This window comes from Halomicrobium katesii DSM 19301 (assembly GCF_000379085.1).
Classification (GTDB): Archaea; Halobacteriota; Halobacteria; order Halobacteriales; family Haloarculaceae; genus Halomicrobium; species Halomicrobium katesii.
Genome location: NZ_KB905378.1, coordinates 1,117,231 through 1,143,590, shown reverse-complemented (window position 1 = coordinate 1,143,590; position 26,360 = coordinate 1,117,231). Strand labels below are relative to the sequence as shown.

The window sequence follows — 26,360 nt, the reverse complement described above, 5'->3', positions numbered from 1 at the left end:
GGTGTGACGGCCGTCTGACGGGGATTTATGTCGTAATCTATCCCATCGAGTGATATGCCAACCCGGTACACGGTCGTGTGCGACGACGACCAGGCCAGGGCAGTCAGTCGGCTGGCCCACCGGTACGGGATCACCGAAGAGGAGGTCCTCGAACAGTTGCTCGACCTCGGACTCGAAGCCGCCGAGGAGTCGACAGTTTAAACCGGATTCTTCCGCGAGAGATCGCTGCCACAGATCGGACAGCGGTCGTGGTTCTCGTCGAACTCGCGTCCACACCCCTGACACTGGAAGCGCCAGTCGCGCTGCTCGTCGATGCCGTCCTGTGCGATCACTTCGACGGCGACCGAGAGCTTCTCCGAGACGTTCTGCATCGCGTAGTCGTCGGTGACCAGCCGCCCGTCGAGTTCGAACGCGGCGGCGATCAGGCGAACGTCGGTCTGGGAGAGTTCCGCGAGGTCGCCGGTCTCGTCGGCGGCCCGCTCGACCCGTTCGACGGTCTCGGGTTCGGGGATGTGCATGTGCATCCCCGACCCTTCCAGCGCGTCGAAGCGGTAGGCGCTCTCGTCTTCGAGTTCCTCGCGAACGAGCGGAATCGAAGCGATCGGCTCGTCGGTGTGATACTCGTTGATAAACGCCGAGGAGTCCAGAATGTACATCTAACGCTTGACGATCATGTGGTCTTTGACTGCCTGGACTCGCTCGACCGGGACGAGCAAGCGCCCGGTCTCGTCGCGCTCGAACTCCGTCTGTCCGAGCGCGCCGTCGGCGTCGATGAGGAGGTGCTCCAGTGCCCCCGTGTCCAGATCCATCGTGATGTTGTACAGACTACCGATCTCGGTTCCGTCCGTCCCCATGACGTCTTTTCCCGAGAGGTTCTCGGCGAGTATTTCTGCCATACTGGCCCCTTCCGATTCCTGTACCATAAACGCCACGGGCCGTCAGACGTGCTGGCATACGGTATTAGTGGCTGCCGTCCGAGGGAGTGGTATGGACCGCCGCGACTACCTCGCCGCGCTCGTGACCGCGCCTGTCGTCGGCCTCACCGGCTGTGCCGGCGACGGCGGGACGACCGACACGCCGTCAGCCACTGAGACGACGACGGCCACCGCGACGGACACCCCGACACCGACATCAACCGACACGCCAACCGACACACCGACCGCAACTGACACCCCGACGCCCACCGACACGCCGACGCCGACGCCAACACCGACGGTCGCCCGGACGGTCACGGTGGCACCGGAGGGACGGCTCCGGTTCTCGCCGGAATCGTTCGAGATCAGTGCCGGCGAGACCGTCCGCTGGGTGTGGCAAGCGGGCGGTCACAACGTCGCCCCCGACACGACGCCCGACGGGAGCGACTGGTCCGGGACGCCGGGGTCCGACACCTACGGCAGCGGCTACACGCACGTCTACACCTTCGAGACGACGGGCACCTACGAGTACTACTGTGTGCCCCACCAAGGGAGCGGGATGACCGGGTCCTTCGAAGTCGTCTGATCGCGCCAGCAGCGCCACAGACGGCGAGATTACGATGCACTTATCAGGTGCGACCGACTCCGAACCAATAACTTCTGGACGGTGATCTCTCATGTCCGAACCCGATTCTCACGCTGACGACGACGCCGACGCTGGTGGCCTTCGAACCCCGATCGTGGCGGTGCTTGGCCACGTCGACCACGGCAAGACGAGCCTCCTGGACAAGATCCGTGGCTCGGCGGTGACCGCGGGCGAGTCCGGCGCGATCACCCAGCACATCGGCTCGACGGCCGTGCCGCTGGACGTGATCTCGTCGATGGCCGGCGACCTCGTCGACCCGACCGACTTCGACCTCCCCGGCCTGCTGTTTATCGACACGCCGGGCCACCACTCGTTCTCGACGCTGCGGTCGCGCGGCGGCGCGCTGGCCGACATCGCGATCCTCGTCGTCGACGTCAACGACGGCTTCCAGCCCCAGACGATGGAGGCCATCGACATCCTCAAGCGGACCCAGACGCCGTTCATCGTCGCCGCCAACAAGATCGACACCGTCCCCGGCTGGAACCCCAACGAGGGCGAGCCGGTCCGGGTGAGCAAGGAGAAACAGTCCGACCGCGTCCAGGGCGACCTCGACGAGAAACTGTACGAGATCATCGGCCAGCTCTCGGACAACGGCTTCTCGGCCGACATGTACTGGCGCGTGCAGGACTTCCAGAACAACATCGGCGTCGTCCCCGTCTCGGCCGAGACCGGCGAGGGGGTGCCGGACCTGCTGACGGTGATGATGGGGCTGTCCCAGCGCTACCTCAAAGAGGAGATGTCCATCGACGTGGGCGGCCCCGGCGTCGGCACCGTCCTCGAAGTGACCGACGCCCGCGGGTTCGGGACGACCGTCGACGCCGTCGTCTACGACGGGACCATCAGCGAGGACGACGAGATCGTCGTCGGCGGCCTGGACGGCCCGATCGTCACGGAGGTCCGAGCACTGTTGAAGCCCCAGCCGCTGGCGGAGATCCGCACCGAGAAGCAGTTCGAACGCGTCGAGTCTGTCGCCGCCGCCGACGGTGTGAAAATCGCCGCGCCGGACCTCGACGACGCGATGGCCGGAGCACCGGTCCGGGTCGTCCGCGACCGCGACGTCGACGAGGTCATCCTCGAAGTCGAGGAGGAACTGGCCGGCTTCGAGGTCTCGACAGCCGAGGAGGGCGTCGTCATCAAAGCCGACACGCTCGGCTCGCTGGAAGCGCTCTCCGGGACGCTCGAAGAACACGAGATTCCCGTGATGCGCGCCGAGGTCGGCGACGTGGCTCCGCGAGACGTTCGAGTCGCCGAGACGGCGGGCGAGCCGATCAACCGCGCCGTGCTGGCCTTCGGCGTCGACACCCTCGACGACGCCGAACGACTGGCCGATCAGGAGGACGTGGAGATCTTCGCCGACGACGTGATCTACCAGCTGATCGAGCACTACGAGGACCACGTCGAGGCCATCGAGACCGCCCAGCAAGACCAGATCCTCGACAACATCACCCGACCCGCGCGGTTCCAGATTCTCCAGGATCACACCTTCCGCCAGTCTGACCCCGCCGTCGTCGGCGTCGAGATCCTCGCCGGACGGATCAAGCGCAACAGCAACGTCGCGCTGTTCGACGGCGACGAGCCCGAACGCGTCGGCCACCTCAAGTCCATCCAGGACGAGGGCGAGGACGTCGACGAGGCCGGTCGAGGAGACCGCGTGGCCGTCTCCATCGACGGCCCGACCGTCGGCCGCCAGATCGAGGAGGGCGACGAACTGTGGACCGAACTCCCCGAGAAACACGCCAAGATCCTCGAACAGGAACTCAAAGAGGACATCACGGGCGACGAACGCGAGGCGCTCAGTCAGTATCTGGAGAAACAGCGCAACCGCGACCCCTTCTGGGGGAAGTAGCGAACGACGGCACCGTGACGGCGGCCGCCGAGTAATAATATTTAATTAGGCGGCGAGCGACGACCCGCGTACGATGCTCTCGGGCGAACTGGCGACCGCGGACCTGGTGCTGGCCGCGATGGCGCTGCCCCTGCTGGTGGCGTCGCTGGTCGGCGTCGTCTTCGCGGTACAGTTCGGCGTCGCGATGGGTGCCGGAAGTGTGCCGGCCGGCGGGACGCTCGGCTACGCGCTGTTTTACGATCCGCCGGCAAGCGAGTAGCAGAAGCGCCTACTGTGCCGTCGGCGCGGCGTCGTCGGTCATGGCCTGCTTGACCTGCAGCGCCGCCGACGCGGCCAGTCCGTGGACGAGGTCGTCGCGCTCGTCGTCGGTGATCTCGACTTTGTCTTCGGTCGGTGAGTAGCCCGCGCTGACGACCGAGCCAAGCGGCGGCTGGACGGCGATCGTCGCACGCGGTCCGCCCGAACCGCTCGTGATCTCGGAGCCGACCACGAACTCGCCGGGGAGGACCTCACGGAGTCCGGCCGCCACGTGGGTCAGATCGCGACGGAGCGACTGACGCTGCTCCGGCGTCAGGCTCACATCCTCTACGTCTGCCCCAAACTGTGTGTTCCCGTACATTCGGTTTCCGGTGCATCTATGCGAACAGAGTTTAAAAGGGCGGCGATGGTTACAGCGCTGGCCGGCTTCTCCCGTAGGCGGCACAGACGACGGCGCTTGCGTACTCCTCGTCGGCCTCGACCGCCCGAACGACCGTCTCCGTGTCGACGAACGTCCAGTCTCGGAGCCGCCGGCCGGTCGCCAGTCCCGCCTCGATCTCTGCCCGCACGTCGTCGGGGTCTTCGCCGGAGACCTCGTAGAAGATGCCGCGGCCGGACTCGCTTCGCGACCAGCCGATCCCCGCCGCCACACGTTCGCCGGGTGCGGCCGTCGCAGACGACTCGACGGTGTGGAGTTCCGCACCGACCGGTCCCAGATCCGGGGCGGTGCCGACGACTTCGATCTCCGGATCGGCCGGGATGACCGACGACAGCGTCACGAGATTGTAGTTGTGGATGCCCGCGTCGGCCAGCGCGGCGTCGAACGACGACAGCTCTGTGGGGCCGCCGGCAGTCCCCCAGACGATCCGGATAAGGCTCATACTCGCCGTTGGACGACGCTCGCTGTAAGGGGTTTCGCTTCACGGAGCCGAGGGTGTACCCCCAGCGACACGCCAGCGTGAGCGTGCCCGGCCGCTCGACGGAATCAAAAACGATGTCTGTCGCAACCGGATAGAGACAGACGATGTACAGCGATATTCTCGTTCCGACGGACGGCAGCGACTCGATTGAGCAGGTCTTAGAGCACACGATCGATATCGCCGACGGACGAACCGTCACGGTCCACGCGCTCTACGTCGTCGACGACCGGGCGTTCCTGTCGATGGACGACGACATGCAAGACGAAGTGCTCGAAGAACTGAAAGCCGAGGGGCGAGCCGCCACCGCAGACGTGGAGGCGGCCCTCGAAGAAGCCGGCATCTCGGTCACGAAGGCGATTCTGCGCGGCCGGCCGGCCGACCACATCGTCTCGTACGTCGAGGACGCCGGGATCGATCTGGTGACGATGGGATCACAGGCGGGCGAATACGAGCAGAACATGCTCGGTAGTACGTCCCAGAAGGTCGTCACGCAGTCTCCCGCGCCGGTGCTGACCGTCGACGTGTCCGACGACTCGGAGTAGGCGCTGCAGGCGGAGTCGGACTGTCGGCTGTTCGATCGAAAGCGCGTCGCCGTCCCGTGAGATCGTCCGACTGCGACAGTCAGCGGCGTCAGGCGAAGGCGACGGGAACGCTGCCGCCCTCGGTGCCGTCCTCGATCTTCTCCAGGGCGTCGTCGAAGTCCGCCTCGGTGACGGTGGTCCGCTGGTCGCGGATCGCGAACATGCCGGCCTCGGTCGCCAGCGACGCCAGTTCGGCACCGGAGAGCCCGTCGGTCTTGCCGGCGATCGACGACAGCTCGACCGTGTCGGCCAGCTCCATCTGCTCGGTGTGGATCTCCAGAATGCGCGTCCGCCCGTCGAAGTCCGGGTTGGGGACCTCGATGAGCCGATCGAAGCGGCCGGGCCGGAGGATCGCCCGATCGAGCATGTCGAAGCGGTTGGTCGCGGCGATGATCCGGATCTCGCCGCGCTCGTCGAAGCCGTCCATCTCGCTGAGCAGCTGCATCATCGTCCGCTGGACCTCGGCGTCGCCGGAGGTCTTCGATTCGGTTCGCTTGGCGGCGATGGCGTCGATCTCGTCGATGAAGATGACGGCGGGTTCGCGGTCGGCCGCCAGCTCGAACAGGTCGCGGACGAGTCGCGCGCCCTCGCCGATGAACTTCCGGACCAGCTCGGAGCCGGCCATCTTGATGAAGGTCGCGTCGGTCTCGTTGGCGACGGCCTTGGCCAGCATCGTCTTGCCCGTGCCCGGTGGACCGTGCAGGAGGACGCCCGACGGCGGTTCGATGCCGACCTCGCGGAACTGCTCGGCGTTGATCAGCGGCTCCTCGACGGCCTCTCGAACTTCGCGGATCTGCGCTTCGAGGCCGCCGATGTCGTCGTAGGTCACGTCGGGAGAGCCGTCGACCTCCATCGCCTGTGCGCGGGCGTCTTTCTCGCCTTCGAGGATCTCCTTGACGCTGAACGAGTCGTTGATCGCGACTCGGTCACCGGCTTCGAGCCGCTCGCGCATCGACGGCGAGACCTCGGTCAGCACCTCCTGGTTGTTGCCGTGTTGCTTGACGATCACGCCGTCGTCGGTGACCTCCTCTGCCGTCGCGATGTACAGCGACGAGGTCTTGAGCATCTCGTTTTCCCGCTCGATGCGGTCGACGTCGTCCGTCAGCGAGCGCCGACGGTCCTCGGCCGCGTCGAGTTGCGATTCTAGCTCGTCGTTGACTTCCACGATCTGTTCGAAGTGATCCCGGAGCGCTTCGAGGCGCTCCTCGGGCGTCATGTCGGGATCGAGATCCAACCGGGGCCGATCGGGAAGCGAGGGACTGCGCGACATCTGGTTATCGAACGTAGGGAACTGAACTATTAAGGGCCTTTGGGTCAGGTACGCATAGCCGAAGCGACAGACGACGAGCTGTCAGGTCAACTGATCGAACTCGTCGAGGTAGTCGCCGTAGGTGTCGATCGCGGCTTCGACGGGCCCCGAAGTAGACATGTCCACGCCTGCGCCCTGGAGCAGTTCCAGCGGGTACTCCCGCGAGCCCTTGCCGAGGAAGTCGACGTAGCGCTCCGCTGCGGGCTGGCCCTCGTCGAGGATCGTGTCGACCAGCGCGACGGCCGCGGAGATGCCGGTGGCGTACTGGTAGACGTAGAACGACCGGTAGAAGTGCGGGATCCGCATCCACTCGCGGGCGATCCGGTCGTCGACCGCGGCCGGTGCGTAGTAGTCGCTCTTGAGGTCGTGATAGAGCTCGTCCAGCCGGTCGGGCGTCAGCGGTTCGCCGGCCTCGCTCATCTCGTGGGCGCGGTGCTCGAACTCCGCGAACATCGTCTGGCGGAACAGCGTCGACCGGAACCGTTCGAGGTACTCGTTGAGGACGTGCCGGCGGAGCCGCTCGTCGTCGACGACGTCGAGCAGGTGGTGGGTGAGCAGCGTCTCGTTGACCGTCGAGGCCACCTCGGCGACGAAGATCTCGTAGCTCGAGTAGACGTACGGTTGGGACTCGCTGGTGTACTCGCTATGGAGGGAGTGGCCCAGTTCGTGGGCCAGCGTGTACATCGACTCCACGTCGTCCTGGTAGTTCATCAAAATGTACGGCTGGGAGTCGTAGGTCCCGCCGGAGTACGCGCCCGACTGCTTGTTGGCGGTCTCGTAGACGTCGACCCACCGCGAGTCCAGCCCCTCCGAGACGCGAGACTGGTAGTCGTCGCCCAGCGGCGCGACGGCGTCGACGACGTACTCGCGGGCCTGCTCGTACTCGATCTCGGGCGATTCCTCCTGAACGAGCGGGACGTAGAGGTCCCACATCTCCAGTTCATCGGCCCCGATCGCGTCGCGCTTCAGCTCGGCGTGGCGGTGGAGAGCGCCGAGGTTGTCCCGAACCGTGTCGACCAGCGTGTCGTAGACCGAGACCGGGACGTTCGGGCCGTCCAGTGCGGCCTCGCGGGCGGTGTCGTAGTTGCGGGCCTGGGCCATCTTCACGTCTGTCTTGACGCTGTTCTTGTAGGCCGCGCCGACGGCGTTGCGGACCCCCTCCCACTCGTCGTAGAAGGTCTCGTACACGCGCTGGCGGAAGTCCCGGTCCGGGCGCTTTTGCAGCGTCGTGAAGTTGTTCAGCGTGATCGGCTGGGGTTCCCCGTCCGGGTCTTCGACGCTCGGGAACTCCATGTCGGCGTTTGCCAGCATGTTGTACACCTCGCCCGACGCGCCGGTGACCTCGCTCAGTTCCGCCAGTAGATTCTCGACTTCCGGCGAGCGGGTGTGGTCTTTCATCCGGAGCACGTCGTCGAAGTAGTGCTCGTACTCCGTGAGGGCCGACTCCGCGTCGATCATCGCTTCGATGTCGTCCCACGCCAGATCCTGGAGGGCCGGTTCGAGGAAGCTCGCCGCGCTGGAGGCCTCCGAGGACAGCGACTGGGCACGGGCCGTCAGCGCTTGGTACTGGTCCCGCGTCGTGTCCTCGTCTTTCCGCATCCGGGCGTAGGAGGCGACGTTGGCGACGGTGCGCATCAGCTCCTCGTACGTTTCGAGGGTCGCGAGCAGCGTCTCGGCGTCGTCGGTCGCGCGCCCCTCGTAGGCCGCCAGCTCTTCGACGAGTTCCTCGGCCCGCTCGTACGCGGCTTCCCAGTCCTCGTCGGTCGCGTACAGCGATTCGAGATCCCACTTGTACTGCGTCTCGATCTCCGATCTGTCGGGCACCGAACTCATATGACGCCGTTGGCGTCTCGGTGCCGTAAGTCTTGCCGGGCGACGGGACACCTGGCGATCGCGAACTGTCGGCAGTATCAGATCCCGTCCCGAATCGCACCGACGACGCGGGCTCCGGCGAGTCGCTCGACGAGGCGATCGGTGAAGACCGACCGCGCGCTCTCGCGGGCGTCGGCGTCGACGGAGAACTCGACACCGTAGTCGACAGCGGCGAGGACCAGCGGCGTCGGCGGCGCGGGGCCGACGCCGGCCGCCCCGTCGATCTGCTCCGAGCCGAGCACGCGATCGACCTTCGACAGCGGAGCGTCGCCGCGGCGAATCTCGTCGACGAGACCGACGACCCGGCGGACGAGTTGGCGGCAGAAACCGCCGGCACGGAGCCGGCAGACGAGAAACTCGCCCTCTCGCGTGAGATCGATCGAGAGGTCCCGGACAGTGCCGCGCTCGTCCGGCGTGAGGTTGTGGAAGTCGTGCTCGCCGGAGAGAGCGTCCGCGGCCCGCCGAGCCCGGTCGTCGTGGCTCTCGGGCGCGTACAGATAGTAGACGTACTCACGCTCTTGGGCGTCGTGGGTCGCGTGAAAGTCGTCGGGCACGTCGGCGCTCGCCCACACGCGAACCGACGCCGGAAGTTCGCTGTTGAACGCTGCCGGGGAGAGCCACTCCGGGGCCTCGAAGGCGACCGTCTGGGCCAGCGCCGAGACGCCAGCGTCCGTTCGGCCGGCCGCGGCGTAGCCCGCCGGAGCGCTCCCGTCAGTGACCCCGAGTCGATCCAGTGCGGCCAGTAGCTCCCCCTCGACCGTCTCGACGTCGGGTTGGCGCTGGAACCCGTGGTGCGGCTGGCCGTCGTAGGCGATCCGATAGGCGCGCATACGCCGTCTGGACGCCCTGGCCACTTATCGACCGCCGTTCCCACGCGCCGACAAGCCGACGCGGATTTAGGTAGCCGGCACCACAATACCGGACAATGACAGACGAGGCGACGGCCGCCAACCGGTTCTCACGTCCGCCCCGTTCGTTCACAGACGGTCGCGACCGCGCGATCGAGATCGGCGTCGCCGACGACGCCGACAGCGAAGCCGTCGTCGAGATGTACGCTGCCTACACCGACGCCGACCGCGCGCAGGGGATCCCGCCGCGCGAGCGACGCGACGTGGGAGAGTGGGTCGACACCATGCTCGACGACGGCATCAACCTCGTCGCCTGGCACGGCGAGGACGCGGTCGGCCACGCCGCGCTCTTTCCCTACGACGACACCGCCGAACTCGTGATCTTCGTCCACCCGGACTACCACTACGCCGGCATCGGTTCCCGCCTGATCCGGGCGCTGCTGGGCGCGGGCCAGCGCGCGGGGCTGGACCACGTCTGGCTCTCCGTCCAGCGAGACAACCACGTGGCGATGAACCTCTATCGGTCGGTCGGATTCGAGACGACCCGCCGGGAGCGAAACGAACACGAGATGGAACTGGATCTGTGACGGATACACTCGGCCCCGAGAGGGCTTAGCGCTCCTCGTCGAGGAGGAGTTCGCGCTCGGGATCGACCGACTGCTCCGCCGACAGTGATTCCGTCTCCAGCAAGTGATCGAGGCGCGACTCGAACTCCTCTTTCGAGAGTTCGCCGCGAGCGTACCGCTCGCGAAGCAGTTCGACGGGATCGTCCTCGACGGCAGGTCCCGACACCGTGTCCGTCTCGTCGTCGGGCTCGGCGACCAGCGGGAAATCCGATCCGAGGAGAGCGATCAGCGGGAGCAGGAGGAAGAACCCGAAAATAGACAGCGCGGCGATCATCGATCCGGGGGCTCCGAGGACGGCGACCAGCGAGGTCAGGCCAAACGTCAGGACGGCGACGACACCGGCGAATCGCCACTTTTCCATGGGGAACAGGGCACTCATACGCCGCAGTACGGCCACCGACCACAAAAATGGCAGCGATTACGCGAAGTCGTCGTAGGTCGGGCGCTCGTGATCGCCGGGGAACGCGTCGACGGGCGCGGTCGTCTGGTCGCCACTGGCCATGTCCTTGACCGTGACCTCGTCGTTTTCGAGGTCGTTCTCGCCGACGATGACGACCGTCTCGGCGTTGATCGAGTCCGCGTAGCCCATCTGCGCGCCGAAGCTGCGGTCGGACACGTCGACCTCGACGACGTGGCCCGACTCGCGGAGCTCCCGCGCGATGCGGGCCGCGACGGGGCGAGTGTCACCGACCTGCAGGACGTAGTAGTCCGTCGACACCGCCTCCTCGGGCCAGACGCCGGCTCGCTGGAGCAAGAGGGGGAGCGTCGAGTTCATGACGCCCGGCGCGAAGCCCACCGCTGGCGTCGGCTCGCCGCCGAAGCCCTCGATCAGGTCGTCGTACCGACCGCCACCGAAGACCGCCCGAGAGACCTCGCCGGTCGAGTCGAAACACTCGAAGACGACGCCGGTGTAGTAGTCGAACCCGCGGGCAGTGGTCAGCGAGACCGTGCAGTACTCCCGGACGCCGAAGTCCTCCGCGGCCGCGAGGACGGCTTCGAGGTTCGCGACGGCGTCTGCGACCTGCTCGGAGCCGCTCATCTCCGCGAGCGCGTCCAGATCGTCGTCGCCGGCCCGGAGCCACTCGTCGAACTGCTCGGCCTGGTCGAGGGAGAGGCCCGCATCGGTGAGCCCCTCGACGTACTCGTCGCGGTCGATCTTCGCCCGCTTGTCGACGACGCGAATCGCGTCCTGGGTGTCCACGTCGGCCTCGAAGGATTCGAGCAGTCCCGTGAGGATGTCACGGTGTGAGACCCGGAAGTCGAAGTCGTCGGTGCTGAGGCCCAGTCGCGTCAGCATGTCGGCTGCGACCGCCAGAATCTCGGCGTCGGCCGTCGGCTGGCTCGACCCGAAGATGTCGATGTTCGTCTGGTGGAACTCGCGGAATCGGCCCTGCTGGACCTGCTCGTAGCGCCAGAACGGGCGCGTGGAGACCCACTTGATCGGCTTCGAGAGCTCCTGTTGCTTGGCGACGACCATCCGGGCCACCGTCGGAGTGAGCTCGGGGGTCAGCGCAACGTCGCGCCCGCCCTTGTCCTCGAAGTGGTACAGCTCTTCGACGATCTCCTCGCCGCTCTTGTCGACGTACATCTCGGTGGCTTCCAGCGCCGGCGTCGTGATCTCACGGAAGCCGTACTGGCGGGCCGTCGTCTCGATCTCGTCGATGACCTGGCGGTAAGCGGCCATCTCGGCGGGGTAGACGTCTCGAAACCCCTTCAGCGAGTCGTACATGTCACCGGCTACAGCCAGCGCCCGCTTGAAACTGTCCTTCCCCGGCTACCGCCTGCGAGACCTATCGCCGCCCGACGACGCGAGACTGCGTGTGCTCGGGGAACACGTCCGCGACGGTCTCCGCGCCGTGTTCCTCGCGCATCAGTGCCCGCAACTCGGTCTCGTAGTCGGCCTTGGGAATCGCCTCGCTCGGCCCGGTCTCGACCCGGAGGTGCTGCTCGACGAGCGCGTCGATGGCATCGCGGCCGAACCCGGAAAGGGGAGCCAGATAGTCGACGCCGAAGCGGTCCTCGACGCTCTGTGCGACCGACCGGTCGATCGTCGGCACGCGGTCGTCCCGACGAGTCCCGTCGGCGATGGCCGGGAAACCGGCGTCGGCGATCGTCTCGACGGCGTGCTCGTGGACCCGCTGGATGCCAGTGCGCGGGTAGCCGTCGGTCACCATCCGCTCGACGGCCGCCTCGGCGATCGTCGGATCGAGATCGATCGTCTCGAAATCGAATCCGGCGGCCGCGGCCGCGCGCCGGCCGGGGGCGACCACGTCGGCGATTCCGAACGTCGCCGTGACGAGGGTGACCTCGTAAAACGGTTCCAGAACGAGTGCTGCCAGCGTCGAGTCCTTCCCGCCGCTGTACAGGACCCCACAGCGCATCTACCTGCGCTCGATGTCGAAGCTCTTCGAGTCGGGGGTCAGCTCTTTGAGCAACTGCTTCATCTTCTCGTCGTCGATCTTGCCCTGAATCCGGCCGCTCTGGGCCAGCGAGACGACCTGCTGCTCGATCTGCTCGCCGCGCTGTGGCTTGGACATCTTCAGGGTGTTGAGCCGCTTGCGGGCCTCGTCGGTGAGGTTCTGTCGCAGGACTGCCTTCTTCTGGGCCTCCCGCTGTTGCTTGGCCTCCTCGCGGGCCTCGGCGTCGCCCTCACCGCCCTGCTGTTCTTTCAGCTGTTCCATCTTCTTTTCGCGCAGTTCTTCGAGTCGTTCCTCGTCTGGTTCACCGCTCATGTTGTCTCTACCACCACTACTGGCTTCGCGCCAAAATTTCTTTCCACCGAAGCCCTCGGCAGGTCGCTGGCGCGACTGCCTCGCCCTTGGTATTCCACCGGGAGAGCGAGCTCTCCCGAGCCCTCGTTCGCGGCTCCGCCGCTCACGAGGACACAGGACCGCTGCGGGAACGCCAGCGTCGCTGGCGCACCCTCTGATACGGACGGTTATAGGCGTTTACCCAGTCGACCGCACGACGGCGTGCGGTCGATCTGGTAAAGACCTACAACTTTCCGTATGAGTCGCCTGTCGGCGCTCTGTAGCGGCGCGCCCGAGTGCGCGCCGCCGACCGCACTGCTGCTGCAGTCCCCGTGACTCGCGGGTCACTGCGTTCCCCGCTCGTCTTACCGAGATTCCTACGGAATCTCACTCTCTCCCCGTGCGCTCGCGACGAGACGTAAGCGTCGGCATCCTGGCGGCTGACCGATCGGGCACTCCGCGGGCTGTAACACACAGGTCGTAGAAACGTTCACAGTACAGTTATTCCGGTAAACATCGACAGAATCATCTATTTACGGATTGTGCGTATTGACTACGAGCATTCGCGCGAACGAACGGTTCGAAGAACCCGGCAGTTCGCGCGATTCACCGGAATCGCCGACAGCGATTTCGGCCTTTTTCATCGACGTTTTTGCAAGCGGGGTGCGCTTCGCGCGAACCCGCAGCGAAAAAAGGTTCAGGCGTAGCGTTCGAGTTCGGGGCGGTCGAGGTCTTCGAGGACCTCACCGGCGAGTTCGTCGAGGAACGCGCGGCCGTCGGCGGAGACGCGGCGGCCCTCGCCACCGGCGGCTTCGACGTAGCCGACCTCTTCGAGCTGCTGGAGGATCGTACGGATGATGTTGCCGGAGGCGTCGGCCTTCTGGTGGGGACGGACCTGATAGCGGTTGGTTCCCTTCTTCGAGGTACCGTAGGCGGTTCGGAGCGTCCCGACGCCGACGGGGCCGTCGGTGGCGACCTTCCGGAGGACGCTTGCGGCTCGGCGCTGCCAGAAGTCGTCCTGTTCGGGCGGCAGTTCGCGATCTTTCCCGGTCTTGGTGAACTCGGCCCAGTCGGGCGCGTCGATGGCGTCCTCCTCGGCGAGCTCGACCGCGGCGGCCTCGATGAGCTCGTCCGCGGGCACGTCGTAGAGCGTCGTCATTGCACTCTGGTTCCCGTCGGCGTCATTTAAGGCCATCGTTTACTATCGACCGCGGCCCGTGCGAGATGTCGCCACACGGCGTGTGGCGACGCTCTCCGGGGAATCACACACGATGGCACACGGGAGAGGCGGAGCGCGACTATCCGTCGCCAGCGGCCCGATCGGCACCGAGGAAACTGGTGACGCCGCCGCCGACGAGGATGGGCAGCCAGTAGGTCGCGCCCCGGTAGAGGAGCGCGGCGGACAGCGCGACCGCGGAGGGAACGCCGGTCGTCGCGACCAGCAGCGTCGCCAGCACCGACTCGATAGCGCCCGACCCGCCGGGCAGCGGGGCGATGCCGGCGACCATCGCGACCGGAATCGCCAGCATCACCGAGGAGAACTCGACCGGCTCGCCGAGCGCGTACAGCGACAGCCACAGCGCGACGCCGAGCGCGAGCCATCCCGCCGCCGAAAAGCCGGTCGCGACGAGGAGCGCTCGTCGATCCGCAGCGATGCGGTCGATCGAGGTAAAGAAGCCCTCGATGCGGTGTTCGAGCGCCGCTGGTGACGGGGGCGTCCAGCGAGGGACGACGCGGCCGACCGTGCGGGCGACGGAGGTGAGAGACCGGACGACGGCCGCTTCGAGTTCGTACCGGTAGCGCCACCCCAGATAGGCAGCGGTCGGCAGCCCGACGGCGAGCGTCGCGATCGCGCCAGCGGCGAACAGCAGATTGCGCCCCAGCTGTACCGCGCCGGCGGCGACGAAGGTGAACGCGCCGACGGCGAAGCCGATCGAGGGCACGAAGTGAAGCGTGTCGACGCTGGCGATGGCAGCGAGCCCGGTCTCGTACTCGGTGTCGGCGGCCTCGGAGATGAGAAGCGCACTGACCGGCTCGCCGCCGGCCTGCCCGAAGGGCGTGACGTTGTTCGAGAACACCGCCGCCGAGAAGACGAGAATCGCGGTGTGAGACGCCACCGGCGCGCCCAGCGAGTCGAGGACGGTCTTGAGCGCCATCCCCCAGAGACAGAGCCAGAGGACGGCGACGGCGACCACGGCGGCGAGCACCGACCGGTCGGCTCGCGAGAGCGCGGCGAGGATGTCGCCAGCGCCGACGAACCAGACGAGCGCGCCGAGGACGACGAGCGTGCCGGCGAACCCGACGATCGTCGGGAGGCGATCGGCCATACCGAGGCGAGAAGCGGCTCGCGTTTCAAATCACCGATACCGGTGGCCGAAGGCGGGACTGCGACGGTTTTTGTGGCTGGCCGGCCAGACACAGCCATGGACGAACGCGCGGCACTCGCGATGATCGGCACACGGTTGCCGGGGGCGGGCGACGACTGTGCCGTCGTCGACGGCCAGGTGCTGACGACCGACATGCTCCACGAGACGACGGACTTCCCCGACGGGACGACCCGCTACACCGCCGGCTGGCGCGCCGTCGGTGCCTCGCTGTCGGACGTGGCGGCGATGGGTGCCGACGCGACCGCGGCCGTGGCGGTGTACGGCGCGCCGACGTTCGAGGCCGACGCGCTGACCGCGTTCGTCGAGGGTGCCAGCGAGGTGTGTGAGGCGGTCGGAGCCGAGTACGTCGGGGGCGACCTCGACGGCCACGACGAGTTCACGGTCGCGACGACCGGGCTCGGCCGGACGGACGAGCCGGTGTTGCGCTCCGGGGCGACCGTCGGCGACGTGGTCTGTGTCACCGGCACGCTCGGTCGGAGTGGCGCTGGGCTCCGGCTGTTCGAGCGCGGCGACGACGAGCCGGCCAACGAGCTGTTTCGCTTCGAGCCACGTGTCGCGGCCGGAACGGCGCTGTCCGGTATCGCGACGGCCATGATGGACTCCAGCGACGGGCTGGCCCGATCGCTCCACCAGCTCGCCGGGGCGTCGGACTGCGGGATGGCCGTCGAGACCCCGTTGCCGATCGACGACAGCGTCGACGACGTGGCCGACGGGCGCGACGAACGCCTCGAACTGGGGGCGTTCTTCGGCGAGGACTTCGAACTCGTTTGCACGGTGCCCGAAGACGAGGTCGAACGGGCTGGGGCCGCGACGCCCTGTCCGCTCACGCCGATCGGCACCGTCACCGAAGCCGGAGTGACTCTCGACGGCGAACCACTCCCCGACCGGGGGTACAGCCACTGATACGGACGGTTGTGGGAATGTACCGGTGGGCGTTCACCCCGTGGCGACGCTCACCGGTACGCGACTACAACTTTCCGTATGATACGGTTAATCGGAGCCGCTCCTGGCGGTCACGTCACCAGTTCGAACGGCACCGGCGTGAAACAGAGGATTCCCAGGACGAACGTGAAGACGCCGAGCAGCGTCCGCTTGGAGTCGAGCGGCGAGTCCCTGATTGGGGTCGCCGGGCCGGCGTAGGCGAGTCCCGTCGCCAGCAGCCCCCACATGACCCAGATACCGACGGCGTTAGTCACGTCCTGCAGGAAGTAGAGGTAGCCAGCCAACCCGAACAGCGCCGCGGGAACGGCAGCGGCGATCGTCTCCTGGCGCTCGCCGTACAGCGCCCGGACGATGTGGCCGCCGTCGAGTTGGCCGACCGGCAGGAGGTTCAGGAACGTGATGAACATCCCGACCCACCCGCCGAAGACGACCGGGTGGATCGTCCCGGAGCGAAGCGTCTCCAGTGTACCGGTGGCGGCGGCGATCAGCTCCAGCAGGAGCGGGTTGTGAAAGCGGACGACCGGCGCGTCGGAGCCGGTGGCGATCGCCTCCTGCGTGACGACGGGGTCGAGCTGGAGCCCGATCGCCGAGACGATGACCGTCGCGACGAGGCCCGCCAGCGGTCCGGACGCTCCGATGTCGAACAGCGCCTTGCGGTCGGGGATCCGTCCTTTCATGCGGATGACCGCACCCATCGTCCCGATCAGCGTCGGGAACGGGATGAAGTAGGGGAGGCTCGCGTCGACGCCGTGGTACCGGCTCGCGACGTAGTGTCCCAGCTCGTGGACCGCGAGGACGCCGAGGACGGCCGCCACGAACGGCCAGGCGCGGAAGACCCCGAGCGGGTTCGCGCCGAGGTCGACGTGGTACCACTGGACGGCACCGACCAGCAGCGTCGACGCGGTGGTCAACAGCGCCAGGAGGATGTTCGTCCAGGGGATCCCGTCGATCCCGACGGAGTGGGGACGGGCCACGAGGACCCAGCCGTGGGTCGGCATCGGCGTGTCGGCGTCGGTGTCGTACTCTCGCTCCAGCGAGATCTCGTAGCCCGACTCGCGAAACCGGTCCCAGAGCCGTCGCTCGACGGCGTCTGGCTGGACGCGGGGCCGTCCGACGTAGAGGAGCCGGTCCCCGTCGCGGCGGACCTGGTAGACCTGAAAGACGGACGCGAGGTCCTCGACCGACGGTGCGGTCGTCGGCGAGTCGGTCCGATCCATCACGCGCTACTAGCTGTCGCGCGAGCATAAAACCCCGGACGGGGACCACGCCGTCGGGAACGAGCAGAAGAACGCAGTCGGAACGTCCTGCGAGTTGCGGGAACCGGGAGACCGACTAGACGGGCTCGACGCGCCACGTCGTCGCGCTCGTGTACGACCACTTCTCGACCTCGATCTCGGACGCCGACTCCTTCAGCTTGACCATGAGCGCGCCGATCTCTTTGGGCGAGAGACCGACTTCGTCTGCGATGAACTTGCTCTTGAAGTAGAGTTCACCGTTGTTGGCCTTCTCTTTGAGGAAGGCAGCCAGACGCTCTTCCTTGCTCAGCTCGTCCGTGGAGGGCTGCACAGTTGTGCTCATCTTTGTAACCTCACTCGCTTGTACCCCCCGTAGGAGTATATAAAGGCGGGAAGCTTCGGGACGATTCGACCACTTTCAGCGTGAAGCGCCGAAAAACAGACCTTTTACGAGCGCCCCAAATCCTTCGAGACGTTTTACGGACGGTTCTGAGCGCGTTTCGCCCAATATAATATCCAAGACATAGAAAATGAAATAATATGCGTTCAGCCAGTCGTTCCCGCTCAAAAATAAGAGCTTCTTGCCGCATTTCGGGAGCGTGTCTGACACGCGTCTGACCGCTGGCTGGAACTTCGTGATACTGCCGGCCGTAACTGTTTCAAGATATTCGCGACTACGGGGTCGCGAAATTCTGTACAGACGTACAGCCGGCAGTATGAAGAGCTTCGCCCCCGGGGTAGCGAAATCGTTCACAGATGGACGCCGACGGTGTCAGGCGTCTTGACAACCCTTAAGCCTGCATCGGGGTTACGCAGGCACGATGAAAGTAGTTGTCTCCGTCGGCGGGAGCGTCCTCGCCCCCAATCTGGAACCGGATCGGATCGGCGAGTACGCTCGCGTCATCGAGACACTCGACGAAGCGGGACACGAGATCGGGATCGTCGTCGGTGGCGGCCCCACGGCGCGGGAGTACATCACGACGGCGCGGGACCTCGGGGCCAACGAGATCGAGCTCGACCAGCTCGGGATCGCCGTCACGCGGCTCAACAGCCGGCTCCTGATCGCCGCGCTGGGCGAGGCGGCCGCGCCGGCACCGGTCGAGAGCTACGACGAGGGACGGGCGGCTCTCAGACGGGGCGACGTTCCCGTCATGGGTGGGACCGTCGCCGGCCAGACCACCGACGCCGTCAGCGCCGCACTCGCGGAACACGTCGGCGCGGATCTGCTCGTGTACGCGACCAGCGTTCCGGGCGTGTTCAGTGCCGACCCCAACGAGGACGACGACGCCGAGCGCTACGAGGAGATCGCTGCCGGCGAACTCGTCGACCTGATCGCCGGCATCGAGATGAACGCCGGGAGCAACGCGCCGGTCGACCTGCTGGCGGCGAAGATCATCGAGCGGGCCGGGCTCCGGTCGATCGTCCTCGACGGCACCGACCCGACGGCGGTTCGACGCGCCGTCGAGACGGGCGAACACGACGGCACCGACGTAGTGCCCGAGAATCTCGGTGTCGCTCCGACGGCGTGGGATCGAGCATGAGCGAGAGCGATTCGGGGGACGACACTGGACAGACGGCAGAGAGCGCCGAGCGCACGCGAGACCCCTACGCGCTGGGCGATCACGACGGCGAAAGGGGCCCCGACGACCGGGCGGTGTTCTGGGCGGACGCCGTCGCCGACGAGATCGAGGCCCGAGAGCCCACCGAGCCGGTCGTCATCAAGGGCGCGATCTCGCCCTCCGGCGTGCCCCACCTGGGCAACGTCAACGAGATCATGCGGGGCTACTTCGTCGCCGAGTCCCTTCGAGAGCGCGGGTACGAGGTCCAGCAGGTGTTCACCACCGACGACCGGGACCCGCTCCGGAAGCTCCCCCGCAAGCTCGCCGATCTCGACGGCAACATCGTCGATCTCGGCGCGGTCAACGCCGGGGCGCTCGGGCAGAACCTCGGGCGTCCCTACACGGACGTACCGGACCCCTTCGGCTGCTGTGACTCCTACGGCGAGCACTTCTCGAACCTGATCGCCGACTGTGCGGAGCTGCTCGGCGTCGACATCGAGATCGTCTCGACGACGGAGCTCTACGAAGACGGTTCCTTCGAGGAACTGACCCGCTACGTCCTCGACAACCAGGACCGGGCGCGGGACGTGCTTGGCGAGTACCAGGACAAGGTCGACGCGGACTACGTCCCGTTCAATCCGATCTGCGGAGAGTGTGGCAAGGTCACCGAGACCGTCACGGCCGTCGATACGGACGCCGGCACCGTCGAGTACCGCTGTACGGACATGGAGGCGGGCGATCAGGTCATCGATGGGTGTGGGCACGAGGGGACCGCGACGCTACGCGAGGGGAAACTGCCCTGGCGCTTCGAGTGGCCCGCGGGCTGGGACGTGCTGGGCGTCGACTTCGAGCCGTTCGGGAAGGACCACGCCGAGGGGTCCTGGCCCTCCGGCGTCGACATCGCGGAGAACGTCTTCGAGATCGATCCCCCCGTCCCGATGGTCTACGAGTGGTTCACGCTCGACGGCGAGCCGTTCTCCTCCTCCGAGGGCCACGTGGTGATGGTCCACGACGTCCTGGAGCTGCTGGAGCCGGCGGTCGTCCGCTACTTCTTCTCGAAAGATCCCAGCAAGGCACGGGACTTCAGCATCGAGCGCCTCGACCAGCTGGTCGACGACTTCGACCGAACCGAACGGCTCTACTTCGGGGAAGAGAGCGGGACCGACCGAGAGGAAGCGCTCGGCGAGCGGGCCTACCCGCCCTCGATCAGGCCGACCGTCGCCGACCGCTTCGACGACGAGTTCGGCGAGGGAGCGTGGCGGTCGGTCGCAAACGACCGGACGGCCCGCGAGACCGTCGACGGACTCCTCGAAGAGCGGTACGCGGATCGGATCCGCATTCCCTACACCTTCGCCGCGGTGCTCGGGATGTTCGACGACCCCGAATTGCGAACGGACGTGGCCCGCAAGGAGGGCCATCTCGCCGACGACACCCCCGAGTGGGCCGTCGAGACCGCGATGGAGCGGGTCGATCTGGCCAGCGAGTGGGCCCGCCGGACGGACAACGAGTTCAACTACGAGCTCAAACGCGCCACACTGCCCGAAACCGACTTCGACGAGGCCACCGAGGCCGCACTGGACGAGCTGGCAGACTTCGTCGCCGAGGGCCACGACGGCGAGACGATTCAGGGCGAGATCTACGAGACCGCAAAGCGCCACGGCGTGCCTATCAGCGACTTCTTCAGCGCCGGCTACCGGCTCCTCTTCGACGAAACCCAGGGGCCACAGCTCGGTCCCTTCGTCGCGAAGCTCGACCGGGAGTTCGTCGTCGAGCGGTTCCGTCGGAATCGGTAGACCAAACGCTCTTTGCCGGGTGGTTCCTGTATCCGCTCGAATGGTCAGTACGTTCACGTGGGTCCTCGTCGGAGTGGTCGCCTACTCTATTCTCGGGATGCTCCTGCGAACCTGGGGCCTGCTCCCGGAGTACGTCCACCTCTCGGGCCCGATCGCGACCCTCCACACGAAGCGTGGCCGGCGGTTCGTCGACTGGCTCGCGACGCCGAAACGGGCGTGGCGAGCGTGGGGCAACGTCGGCGTCGGCGTCGGACTGGTCGTCATGGTCGGTTCGTTCTTCTACGTCGTGTTGGCGGCCGTCCTCGCAGCGCGAGATCCGGCTCCGAGTGCCGTCACCGAACCGCGAAACGTCCTCGTCATTCCGGGCGTCAACGACTTCCTCCCGCTGTCGGTGGCCGGCGAGATCGTCGCCGGTCTCGTGGTGGCGCTGGTCGTCCACGAGGGCGGGCACGCGCTGCTGTGTCGGGTCGGCGACATCGAGATCGAGTCGATGGGGCTGGCGCTCCTCACGATCGTGCCGCTGGGCGCGTTCGTCGAACCGAACGAAGAGGGCGTCAGCCTCTCGGACCGGGGCAAGCAGATCCGGATGTACGTCGCGGGCGTGACGAACAACTTCGCGGTGAGCCTGCTCTGTCTGGCGCTCCTGTTCGGGCCGGTGATCGCCGGCTTCGGCGTCGTCGACGGCGTCCACGTCGGCGGGACGCTCCCCGGCGTGCCGGCAGACCAGGCCGGCATCGAGAGCGGGTCTGTCATCACCGGGATCGACGGTCAGTCGGTCGCAAACGCCACGGAGATGCAACAGCGCCTCGACGAGGCCGGTGGCACGGTCGATGTCACGCTCCAGAACGGAACGGTCACGACCGTCGACCGCGCGGTGGTCGTCGTCGGAGCGGTGTCCGGCGCACCGGTCCAGACCAACCGGACCATCGTCGCGGTCAACGGGACCGCGGTGAACACGACGACCGCGTTCAACGACGCCGTCGAAGACAAGCCGATCGCACGGCTCACGCTGGACAACGGCGAGACCGTCGAGACGGCGATCGGCGGCTACACCGTCGTCGCCGAAGACGGTCCGCTCGAAGCCGAGGGCGCACCCGCAGGCGAGTCGTTCGTCGTGACGGCCGTCGACGGCCAGCGGACCGCGACGGCGGCCGATCTGGTGAGCGCTGTCGGCCAGCGCGAACCCGGCGAGACGATCCGGCTCGCGGGCTACGTCGACGGCCAGCGCGAGAGCTACGAGATCACGCTCGCGGAAGCGAGCCAGAGCGATCCGGGGATCGGCGTCGACTACGTCGCGCGCGGGACCAGCGGGCTCTCGGTGGGCGACTTCGGCATCGAGACGTACCCGGCCGAGCGGTTCCTCGCGATGCTTGGCGGTGACGTGCCCGGCCAGCAGCCCTTCGAGTCGACTCCGTTCCTCCAGCGGATCGGACTGGCGCTGGCGCTGCCCTTCGCGTCGATCGTCGAGGGACTCAGCTACAACTTCCCCGGCTTCACCGGGATCGCCGCGAACTTCTACACGGTCTCGGGGCCTCTGAGCGCGCTGGGGACTGACGGAGCCTTCGTCGTCGCGAATCTCCTGTTCTGGACCGGGTGGCTCAACCTCGTCGTCGGCCAGTTCAACCTCGTCCCGACCTACCCCCTCGACGGCGGCCACATCCTGCGCGTGTGTTCGGAGTCGATCGCCGCTCGCCTCCCGATCGAGCGCCGCGAATCCCTCGTGAAAGCGATCACCTACGGCGTCTCGCTGACGATGATCGGGAGTTTCGTCTTCATCATCGCGGTCCCGCAGCTGCTCGGGTAGCCCGCCCGTCGGCGGGTCGGGTTCGCTCGGCCCGGCGATCGAGACACTTCGTCAATGCTAAACGGACCGCTGGGAAAGGCCCGGTATGTTCCGCCAGACCCGCTCGGAGGTCGAGACGGCGCTCGAAGCCGCGCTGGAGGCGCTCGATCTCCCCAGTGAGGACCTCGGTATCGAGGAACCGCCCGAAGACGTGGCGGCCGTGCTCGCGTCCAGTGCGGCGTTTCGGCTCGCGGGCGAGGTCGGTGCGCCACCGCCGGCAGTCGCCGCCGACATCGCCGCAGCGATCGACCCCGGCGACCTGACCTACGTCGACAGCGTCGAACAGCGAGGCCCGTACGTCAACTTCCTGCCCAGCGACGCCTACTTCGGCGAGACGCTGGCGGCCGCACAGGCCGAGGACTACGGGCAGCTCCCGGATCGCGACACGAGCGTCGTCGTCGAGCACACGTCGGCGAACCCGACGGGGCCGGTCCACGTGGGCCGGGCCCGCAATCCGATCATCGGCGACGCGCTGGCTCGCGTGCTCGACTACGCCGGCTACGACGTGGACCGCCACTACTACGTCAACGACGCCGGCCGCCAGATGGCGGTGTTCACCTGGGCCTACGAGACCTTCGACGAGGACGACCTCCCGGAGCCCGAACGGGACTCGCCGGAGTACGAGATGGTCCGGTACTACCGGAAGGGCAACAGCTTCCTCGAAGAGGCCGACGCCGACCGCGTCGAGGACGCCGAAAGCGAGATCCGGGCGATCCTCCAGGGCCTGGAGGCGGGCGACGAAGACGCCTACGAACGGGTCGGCGAGGTCGTCGACACCGTGCTGGGCGGGATGAGCGAGACGCTCGGTCGGCTCCCGGCCGAGTTCGACGAGTTCGTCAAAGAGACGCGGTTCATGCGCAACGACGCGACCGAGGACCTCGTCGACCGGCTCAAAGCCCTCGACCAGGCGGTGTACGAAGAAGACGCCTGGCAGCTCGATCTGCCCGGCTTCGAAAAGAACCTCGTCTTCCTGCGCTCGGACGGGACCTCGCTGTACACCACGCGGGACCTGGCCCACCACGAGTGGAAGTTCGACACCTACGACCGGGCGGTGACGGTGCTCGGGGAAGACCACAAGCTCCAGGCCGACCAGCTCGACACCACGCTGGACCTGCTCGGCCACGACACCGACCAGCTCAGCCAGGTGTTCTACTCGTGGGTGAACCTCCCCGAGGGCGGCATGAGTACCCGCGAGGGAACCGGGATCGATCTCGACGACCTGCTGGACGAATCGATCGATCGTGCGCGCGAGGAAGTGGAGAGCCGAATCGACACCCGCAGCCGCGACGACGACCTCGACGAGACGGATGTCGAACGGATCGCCCACCAGGTCGGCATCGGCGCGGTCCGGTACGACATCGTCTCCAAACAGCCGACGAAGGGGATCACCTTCGAGTGGGACCGCGCGCTCGACTTCGAGGCGCAGTCGGCACCGTACGTCCAGTACGTCCACGCGCGGTGCTGTGGCATCCGCAGCGAGGCGGGACACGCTGTGGAGGAGGGCAAAGAGCGAGAGCCCGACTCGACGGCCGGAGATCTCGACGCGGCCCCGCTGGCGACCGACGCCGAACGGGACCTCCTGCGAGAGATCGCGCGGTTCCCCGCCGTGATCGAGCGGGCCGCCGACGAACACCGCCCCCACGTCGTCGCGACCTACACTCGCACGCTCGCCGAGCAGTTCAACACTTTTTACCGAGAGTGTCCGGTACTGGACGCCGATCCGGACACCAAGCGGGCGCGCCTCGCGCTCGTCGATGCGGCCAGACACGCGATCGCGAACGCGTTAGACGCCATCGGCGTCGCGGCTCCCCGTTCGATGTGAGCGCGATCGGCCGGAAAATCAGCTGAACAGACCGAAGACGCCGCCGGATTCGTCCTCCTCTTCCTCGTCGTCGCCGCTCTCGTCGACGAACCACGTCTCTTCGAGAACGGTCTCGAGGTCGGCCGCCCGCTCGCCCCGAAAGAACATCGCCGCCATCGACTCGGACAGCTGATCGAACGCGCTCGCCGCGCGACTGTCGGGGGCGTTGAGCACGAGGGGCTCGACGGCGGTGGCCTCCTGGTCGTCGGGGATGACCGCCAGCAACTCGAAGCCGAGCCGTTCGGAGATCTCGGCGATGTCCGTGTGTCTGGTGACGCGGTTGACGACCACGCCGACCACGTCCCCGTCGATGCGGTCGGCCAGCTGGGCCGTCTTCACCGTGTCACCGACGGCCACGTCGTCCGGTGTCGTCACGAGCAGGATGCCGTCGGCCAGGCCGAGCGGAACGGCGACCTCGTGGCTCAGCCCCGCACCGGTGTCGATCAGGACCACGTCGTAGGCGTTGCGCAGCGTCTTGATCACCTTGCGCAGCTTCGCCGGATCGGCGTCCGCGAACGCCTCCAGGGACTGCTCGCCGGGGATGATCGTCAGTCCGCCCGGTGCGTCGGTCAGGGCGTCACTGACCGCCGCGTCCCCGGCGAGAATTTCGTGGAGAGATGCGCGATGCTCGATGCCGAGCATCGATCCGAGATTCGCCATCCCGAGGTCCGCGTCGACCACGACGACGTCGTGGCCTGCCTCCTGGAGGGCGGCTCCGACGTTGACCGCCGTCGTGGTCTTGCCGACCCCGCCTTTGCCACCCGCGATGGTACACACGTAGCCCGCCATAGTTAGATACCGTAGCCCAAGGTTGGCTATCATATAAAGCCGCCCGTCACACGTGATCGACGGCTCTCGCTGTCAACAGTTACTTACCCGCGCTCAGCCAACGTTGACCCAATGAGCGAGTCCGAGCAGGAGCAATCCGACAAACAAAAATACGAGTTCAAGAAGGTCATCGAGAAGCTCAAGGGGTACGACGGATCCGGGACGCAACTGGTGACGATCTACGTGCCAGAGGACAAGCAGATCAGCGACGTCGTCGCCCACGTCACACAGGAACACTCCGAAGCGTCCAACATCAAGTCAAAGCAGACCCGGACCAACGTCCAGGACGCCCTGACCAGCATCAAAGACCGGCTTCGCTACTACGGGAACGCGCCGCCCGAGAACGGGATGGTCCTGTTCTCCGGTGCGGTCGACTCCAGTGGCGGACGCACCGAGATGGTCACGGAGGTCCTGGAGAGTCCGCCCGACCCCATCGAGTCGTTTCGCTACCACTGTGACTCGGGTTTCCTGACCGAGCCACTGGAAGAGATGTTGGCCGACAAGGGACTGTTCGGCCTGATCGTCCTCGACCGCCGCGAGGCAAACGTCGGCTGGCTCAAGGGCAAGCGCGTCGAACCCGTCAAGTCCGCCTCGTCGCTGGTCCCGGGCAAGCAGCGGAAAGGTGGTCAGTCCGCACAGCGGTTCGCACGGCTGCGCCTGGAGGCCATCGACAACTTCTATCAGGAGGTCGCCGAGATGGCCAACGACCTGTTCGTCTCGCGTCGCCACGAGATGAACGGTATCCTCGTGGGCGGTCCCTCCCCGACCAAAGACGAGTTCCTCGACGGCGACTACCTCCACCACGAACTCGGCGACAACGTCCTCGGGAAGTTCGACGTGGCCTACACCGACGAGTCCGGACTGTACGATCTCGTCGACGCCGCGAGCGAGGTGCTGGCCGAACACGAGATCCTCCAGGACAAGGAGGCAATGGAGGAGTTCTTCAAGGAGCTCCACGACGGCGATCTGGCGACCTACGGCTTCGGACCGACCCGCGAGAACCTCATCATGGGATCGGTCGACCGCCTGCTCATCTCCGAGGACCTCCGGAAGGACGTGCTCACCTACACCTGTGAGAACGGCCACGACGAGTACGAGATGGTCGACCGGTCGGCGTCGATCGACGACCACGACTGCTCGCGGTGTAGCGAGACCGTCCCCGTCGAGGAGGCCGAACGCGAGGACGCGATCGACCACCTCATGGAGATCGCCCAGCAGCGCGGAACCGAGACGCTGTTCATCTCGACGGACTTCGAGAAGGGCGAACAGCTCCTGTCGGCCTTCGGCGGCGTCGCCGGACTCCTGCGCTACTCGACCGGCGTCTAACGGACGCGTTTTTCGG

At 66.7% G+C, this 26,360-nt stretch carries 28 protein-coding genes; 12 read left to right on the top strand and 16 right to left on the bottom strand.

The features are described from left to right. Positions 1-54 precede the first annotated feature (54 nt). Positions 55-201, top strand: a complete 147-nt coding sequence (locus tag HALKA_RS0106065) for a CopG family transcriptional regulator (RefSeq protein ID WP_018257138.1) — start codon at positions 55-57, stop codon at positions 199-201. On the opposite strand, the gene HALKA_RS0106060 is transcribed toward HALKA_RS0106065, so the two are convergent. Together HALKA_RS0106060 and HALKA_RS0106055 are read right to left on the bottom strand one after the other, a co-directional pair. After that, on the bottom strand, positions 198-656 hold the full coding sequence (locus HALKA_RS0106060; RefSeq protein WP_018257137.1) for an NOB1 family endonuclease: 459 nt from the start codon (positions 654-656) through the stop codon (positions 198-200). The two genes, HALKA_RS0106065 and HALKA_RS0106060, sit on opposite strands and share 4 nt — an antisense overlap. Next, entirely contained in the window at positions 657-896 is a 240-nt protein-coding gene (locus tag HALKA_RS0106055) for a PRC-barrel domain-containing protein (RefSeq protein WP_015762281.1), read from the bottom strand. It abuts the gene before it with no gap. Positions 897-987: 91 nt separating this feature from the next. Here HALKA_RS0106055 and HALKA_RS0106050 point away from each other — a divergent pair, with 91 nt between their 5' ends. From HALKA_RS0106050 to HALKA_RS0106040, 3 genes are all read left to right on the top strand, one after another. After that, positions 988-1,500 (top strand): plastocyanin/azurin family copper-binding protein, encoded by a 513-nt coding sequence (locus tag HALKA_RS0106050; RefSeq protein WP_018257136.1) that lies wholly within the window; start codon positions 988-990, stop codon positions 1,498-1,500. Positions 1,501-1,591: 91 nt separating this feature from the next. Continuing rightward, positions 1,592-3,406: a translation initiation factor IF-2 gene (gene infB / locus HALKA_RS0106045; RefSeq protein ID WP_015762279.1), complete on the top strand. Its 1,815-nt coding sequence runs from the start codon at positions 1,592-1,594 to the stop codon at positions 3,404-3,406. 73 nt (positions 3,407-3,479) lie between these two features. Next, a complete protein-coding gene (locus tag HALKA_RS0106040) occupies positions 3,480-3,665 on the top strand; it encodes a DUF8015 family protein (protein WP_018257135.1) in 186 nt (61 codons plus the stop codon). 9 nt (positions 3,666-3,674) lie between these two features. On the opposite strand, the gene HALKA_RS0106035 is transcribed toward HALKA_RS0106040, so the two are convergent. Together HALKA_RS0106035 and HALKA_RS0106030 are read right to left on the bottom strand one after the other, a co-directional pair. Then, complete coding sequence (locus HALKA_RS0106035; RefSeq protein WP_018257134.1) at positions 3,675-4,025, bottom strand: DUF5811 family protein; 351 nt, start codon at positions 4,023-4,025, stop codon at positions 3,675-3,677. Positions 4,026-4,074: 49 nt separating this feature from the next. Next, on the bottom strand, positions 4,075-4,545 hold the full coding sequence (locus HALKA_RS0106030) for a pyruvoyl-dependent arginine decarboxylase (RefSeq protein ID WP_018257133.1): 471 nt from the start codon (positions 4,543-4,545) through the stop codon (positions 4,075-4,077). Positions 4,546-4,688: 143 nt separating this feature from the next. Between HALKA_RS0106030 and HALKA_RS0106025 the strand changes: the two genes are divergently transcribed. Continuing rightward, positions 4,689-5,126 carry a universal stress protein gene (locus HALKA_RS0106025; RefSeq protein WP_018257132.1) on the top strand — a complete coding sequence of 146 codons (438 nt, stop codon included), beginning with the start codon at positions 4,689-4,691 and terminating at the stop codon, positions 5,124-5,126. 88 nt (positions 5,127-5,214) lie between these two features. Here HALKA_RS0106025 and pan2 read toward each other — a convergent pair whose 3' ends face one another. The 3 genes from pan2 to truA form a co-directional block, all read right to left on the bottom strand. Beyond that, positions 5,215-6,435: a proteasome-activating nucleotidase Pan2 gene (gene pan2, locus HALKA_RS0106020; protein ID WP_018257131.1), complete on the bottom strand. Its 1,221-nt coding sequence runs from the start codon at positions 6,433-6,435 to the stop codon at positions 5,215-5,217. A gap of 81 nt (positions 6,436-6,516) precedes the next feature. Next, positions 6,517-8,307 carry an oligoendopeptidase F gene (gene pepF, locus HALKA_RS0106015; protein WP_018257130.1) on the bottom strand — a complete coding sequence of 597 codons (1,791 nt, stop codon included), beginning with the start codon at positions 8,305-8,307 and terminating at the stop codon, positions 6,517-6,519. Positions 8,308-8,384: 77 nt separating this feature from the next. After that, positions 8,385-9,176 (bottom strand): tRNA pseudouridine(38-40) synthase TruA, encoded by a 792-nt coding sequence (gene truA, locus HALKA_RS0106010; RefSeq protein ID WP_018257129.1) that lies wholly within the window; start codon positions 9,174-9,176, stop codon positions 8,385-8,387. Between the two features lie 95 nt (positions 9,177-9,271). Here truA and HALKA_RS0106005 point away from each other — a divergent pair, with 95 nt between their 5' ends. Beyond that, positions 9,272-9,781: a GNAT family N-acetyltransferase gene (locus HALKA_RS0106005; RefSeq protein ID WP_018257128.1), complete on the top strand. Its 510-nt coding sequence runs from the start codon at positions 9,272-9,274 to the stop codon at positions 9,779-9,781. A gap of 25 nt (positions 9,782-9,806) precedes the next feature. Here the strand turns inward: HALKA_RS0106005 and HALKA_RS0106000 are convergent, their stop codons facing one another. From HALKA_RS0106000 to HALKA_RS0105975, 6 genes are all read right to left on the bottom strand, one after another. After that, positions 9,807-10,199 (bottom strand): SHOCT domain-containing protein, encoded by a 393-nt coding sequence (locus HALKA_RS0106000; protein WP_018257127.1) that lies wholly within the window; start codon positions 10,197-10,199, stop codon positions 9,807-9,809. A gap of 39 nt (positions 10,200-10,238) precedes the next feature. Further along, on the bottom strand, positions 10,239-11,549 hold the full coding sequence (hisS, locus tag HALKA_RS0105995; RefSeq protein WP_018257126.1) for a histidine--tRNA ligase: 1,311 nt from the start codon (positions 11,547-11,549) through the stop codon (positions 10,239-10,241). A gap of 61 nt (positions 11,550-11,610) precedes the next feature. After that, positions 11,611-12,201, bottom strand: a complete 591-nt coding sequence (locus HALKA_RS0105990; RefSeq protein WP_018257125.1) for an alpha hydrolase — start codon at positions 12,199-12,201, stop codon at positions 11,611-11,613. After that, entirely contained in the window at positions 12,202-12,552 is a 351-nt protein-coding gene (locus tag HALKA_RS0105985; protein ID WP_018257124.1) for a DNA-binding protein, read from the bottom strand. Between the two features lie 715 nt (positions 12,553-13,267). After that, positions 13,268-13,729, bottom strand: a complete 462-nt coding sequence (locus tag HALKA_RS0105980) for a 30S ribosomal protein S19e (RefSeq protein WP_015762266.1) — start codon at positions 13,727-13,729, stop codon at positions 13,268-13,270. A gap of 139 nt (positions 13,730-13,868) precedes the next feature. After that, positions 13,869-14,897, bottom strand: a complete 1,029-nt coding sequence (locus tag HALKA_RS0105975) for a lysylphosphatidylglycerol synthase transmembrane domain-containing protein (RefSeq protein WP_018257123.1) — start codon at positions 14,895-14,897, stop codon at positions 13,869-13,871. 96 nt (positions 14,898-14,993) lie between these two features. On the opposite strand from HALKA_RS0105975, the gene thiL reads away from it, so the two are divergent. Continuing rightward, positions 14,994-15,860: a thiamine-phosphate kinase gene (gene thiL, locus HALKA_RS0105970; protein ID WP_018257122.1), complete on the top strand. Its 867-nt coding sequence runs from the start codon at positions 14,994-14,996 to the stop codon at positions 15,858-15,860. Positions 15,861-15,970: 110 nt separating this feature from the next. Here the strand turns inward: thiL and HALKA_RS0105965 are convergent, their stop codons facing one another. Then, positions 15,971-17,116, bottom strand: a complete 1,146-nt coding sequence (locus HALKA_RS0105965) for a site-2 protease family protein (RefSeq protein ID WP_018257121.1) — start codon at positions 17,114-17,116, stop codon at positions 15,971-15,973. A gap of 115 nt (positions 17,117-17,231) precedes the next feature. Further along, positions 17,232-17,477, bottom strand: coding sequence for a DUF7123 family protein (locus HALKA_RS0105960; RefSeq protein WP_026190181.1), 246 nt, complete (start codon positions 17,475-17,477; stop codon positions 17,232-17,234). 478 nt (positions 17,478-17,955) lie between these two features. On the opposite strand from HALKA_RS0105960, the gene pyrH reads away from it, so the two are divergent. The 4 genes from pyrH (at position 17,956) to argS (ending at position 24,151) form a co-directional block, all read left to right on the top strand. Beyond that, the gene (pyrH, locus tag HALKA_RS0105955; RefSeq protein ID WP_018257119.1) at positions 17,956-18,675 is read left to right on the top strand and encodes a UMP kinase; all 720 of its coding nucleotides are present in this window, start codon (positions 17,956-17,958) and stop codon (positions 18,673-18,675) included. Continuing rightward, entirely contained in the window at positions 18,672-20,486 is a 1,815-nt protein-coding gene (gene lysS, locus HALKA_RS0105950; RefSeq protein WP_018257118.1) for a lysine--tRNA ligase, read from the top strand. The genes pyrH and lysS overlap by 4 nt, the downstream gene beginning before the upstream one ends. Before the next feature lie 40 nt (positions 20,487-20,526). Next, positions 20,527-22,290 carry a site-2 protease family protein gene (locus HALKA_RS0105945; RefSeq protein ID WP_018257117.1) on the top strand — a complete coding sequence of 588 codons (1,764 nt, stop codon included), beginning with the start codon at positions 20,527-20,529 and terminating at the stop codon, positions 22,288-22,290. Positions 22,291-22,375: 85 nt separating this feature from the next. After that, a complete protein-coding gene (gene argS, locus HALKA_RS0105940; protein ID WP_018257116.1) occupies positions 22,376-24,151 on the top strand; it encodes an arginine--tRNA ligase in 1,776 nt (591 codons plus the stop codon). A gap of 18 nt (positions 24,152-24,169) precedes the next feature. On the opposite strand, the gene HALKA_RS0105935 is transcribed toward argS, so the two are convergent. Then, a complete protein-coding gene (locus tag HALKA_RS0105935) occupies positions 24,170-24,979 on the bottom strand; it encodes a MinD/ParA family ATP-binding protein (RefSeq protein WP_018257115.1) in 810 nt (269 codons plus the stop codon). A 111-nt stretch (positions 24,980-25,090) separates the two neighbouring features. Between HALKA_RS0105935 and prf1 the strand changes: the two genes are divergently transcribed. Beyond that, positions 25,091-26,344 carry a peptide chain release factor aRF-1 gene (gene prf1 / locus HALKA_RS0105930; RefSeq protein ID WP_018257114.1) on the top strand — a complete coding sequence of 418 codons (1,254 nt, stop codon included), beginning with the start codon at positions 25,091-25,093 and terminating at the stop codon, positions 26,342-26,344. Positions 26,345-26,360 lie beyond the last annotated feature (16 nt).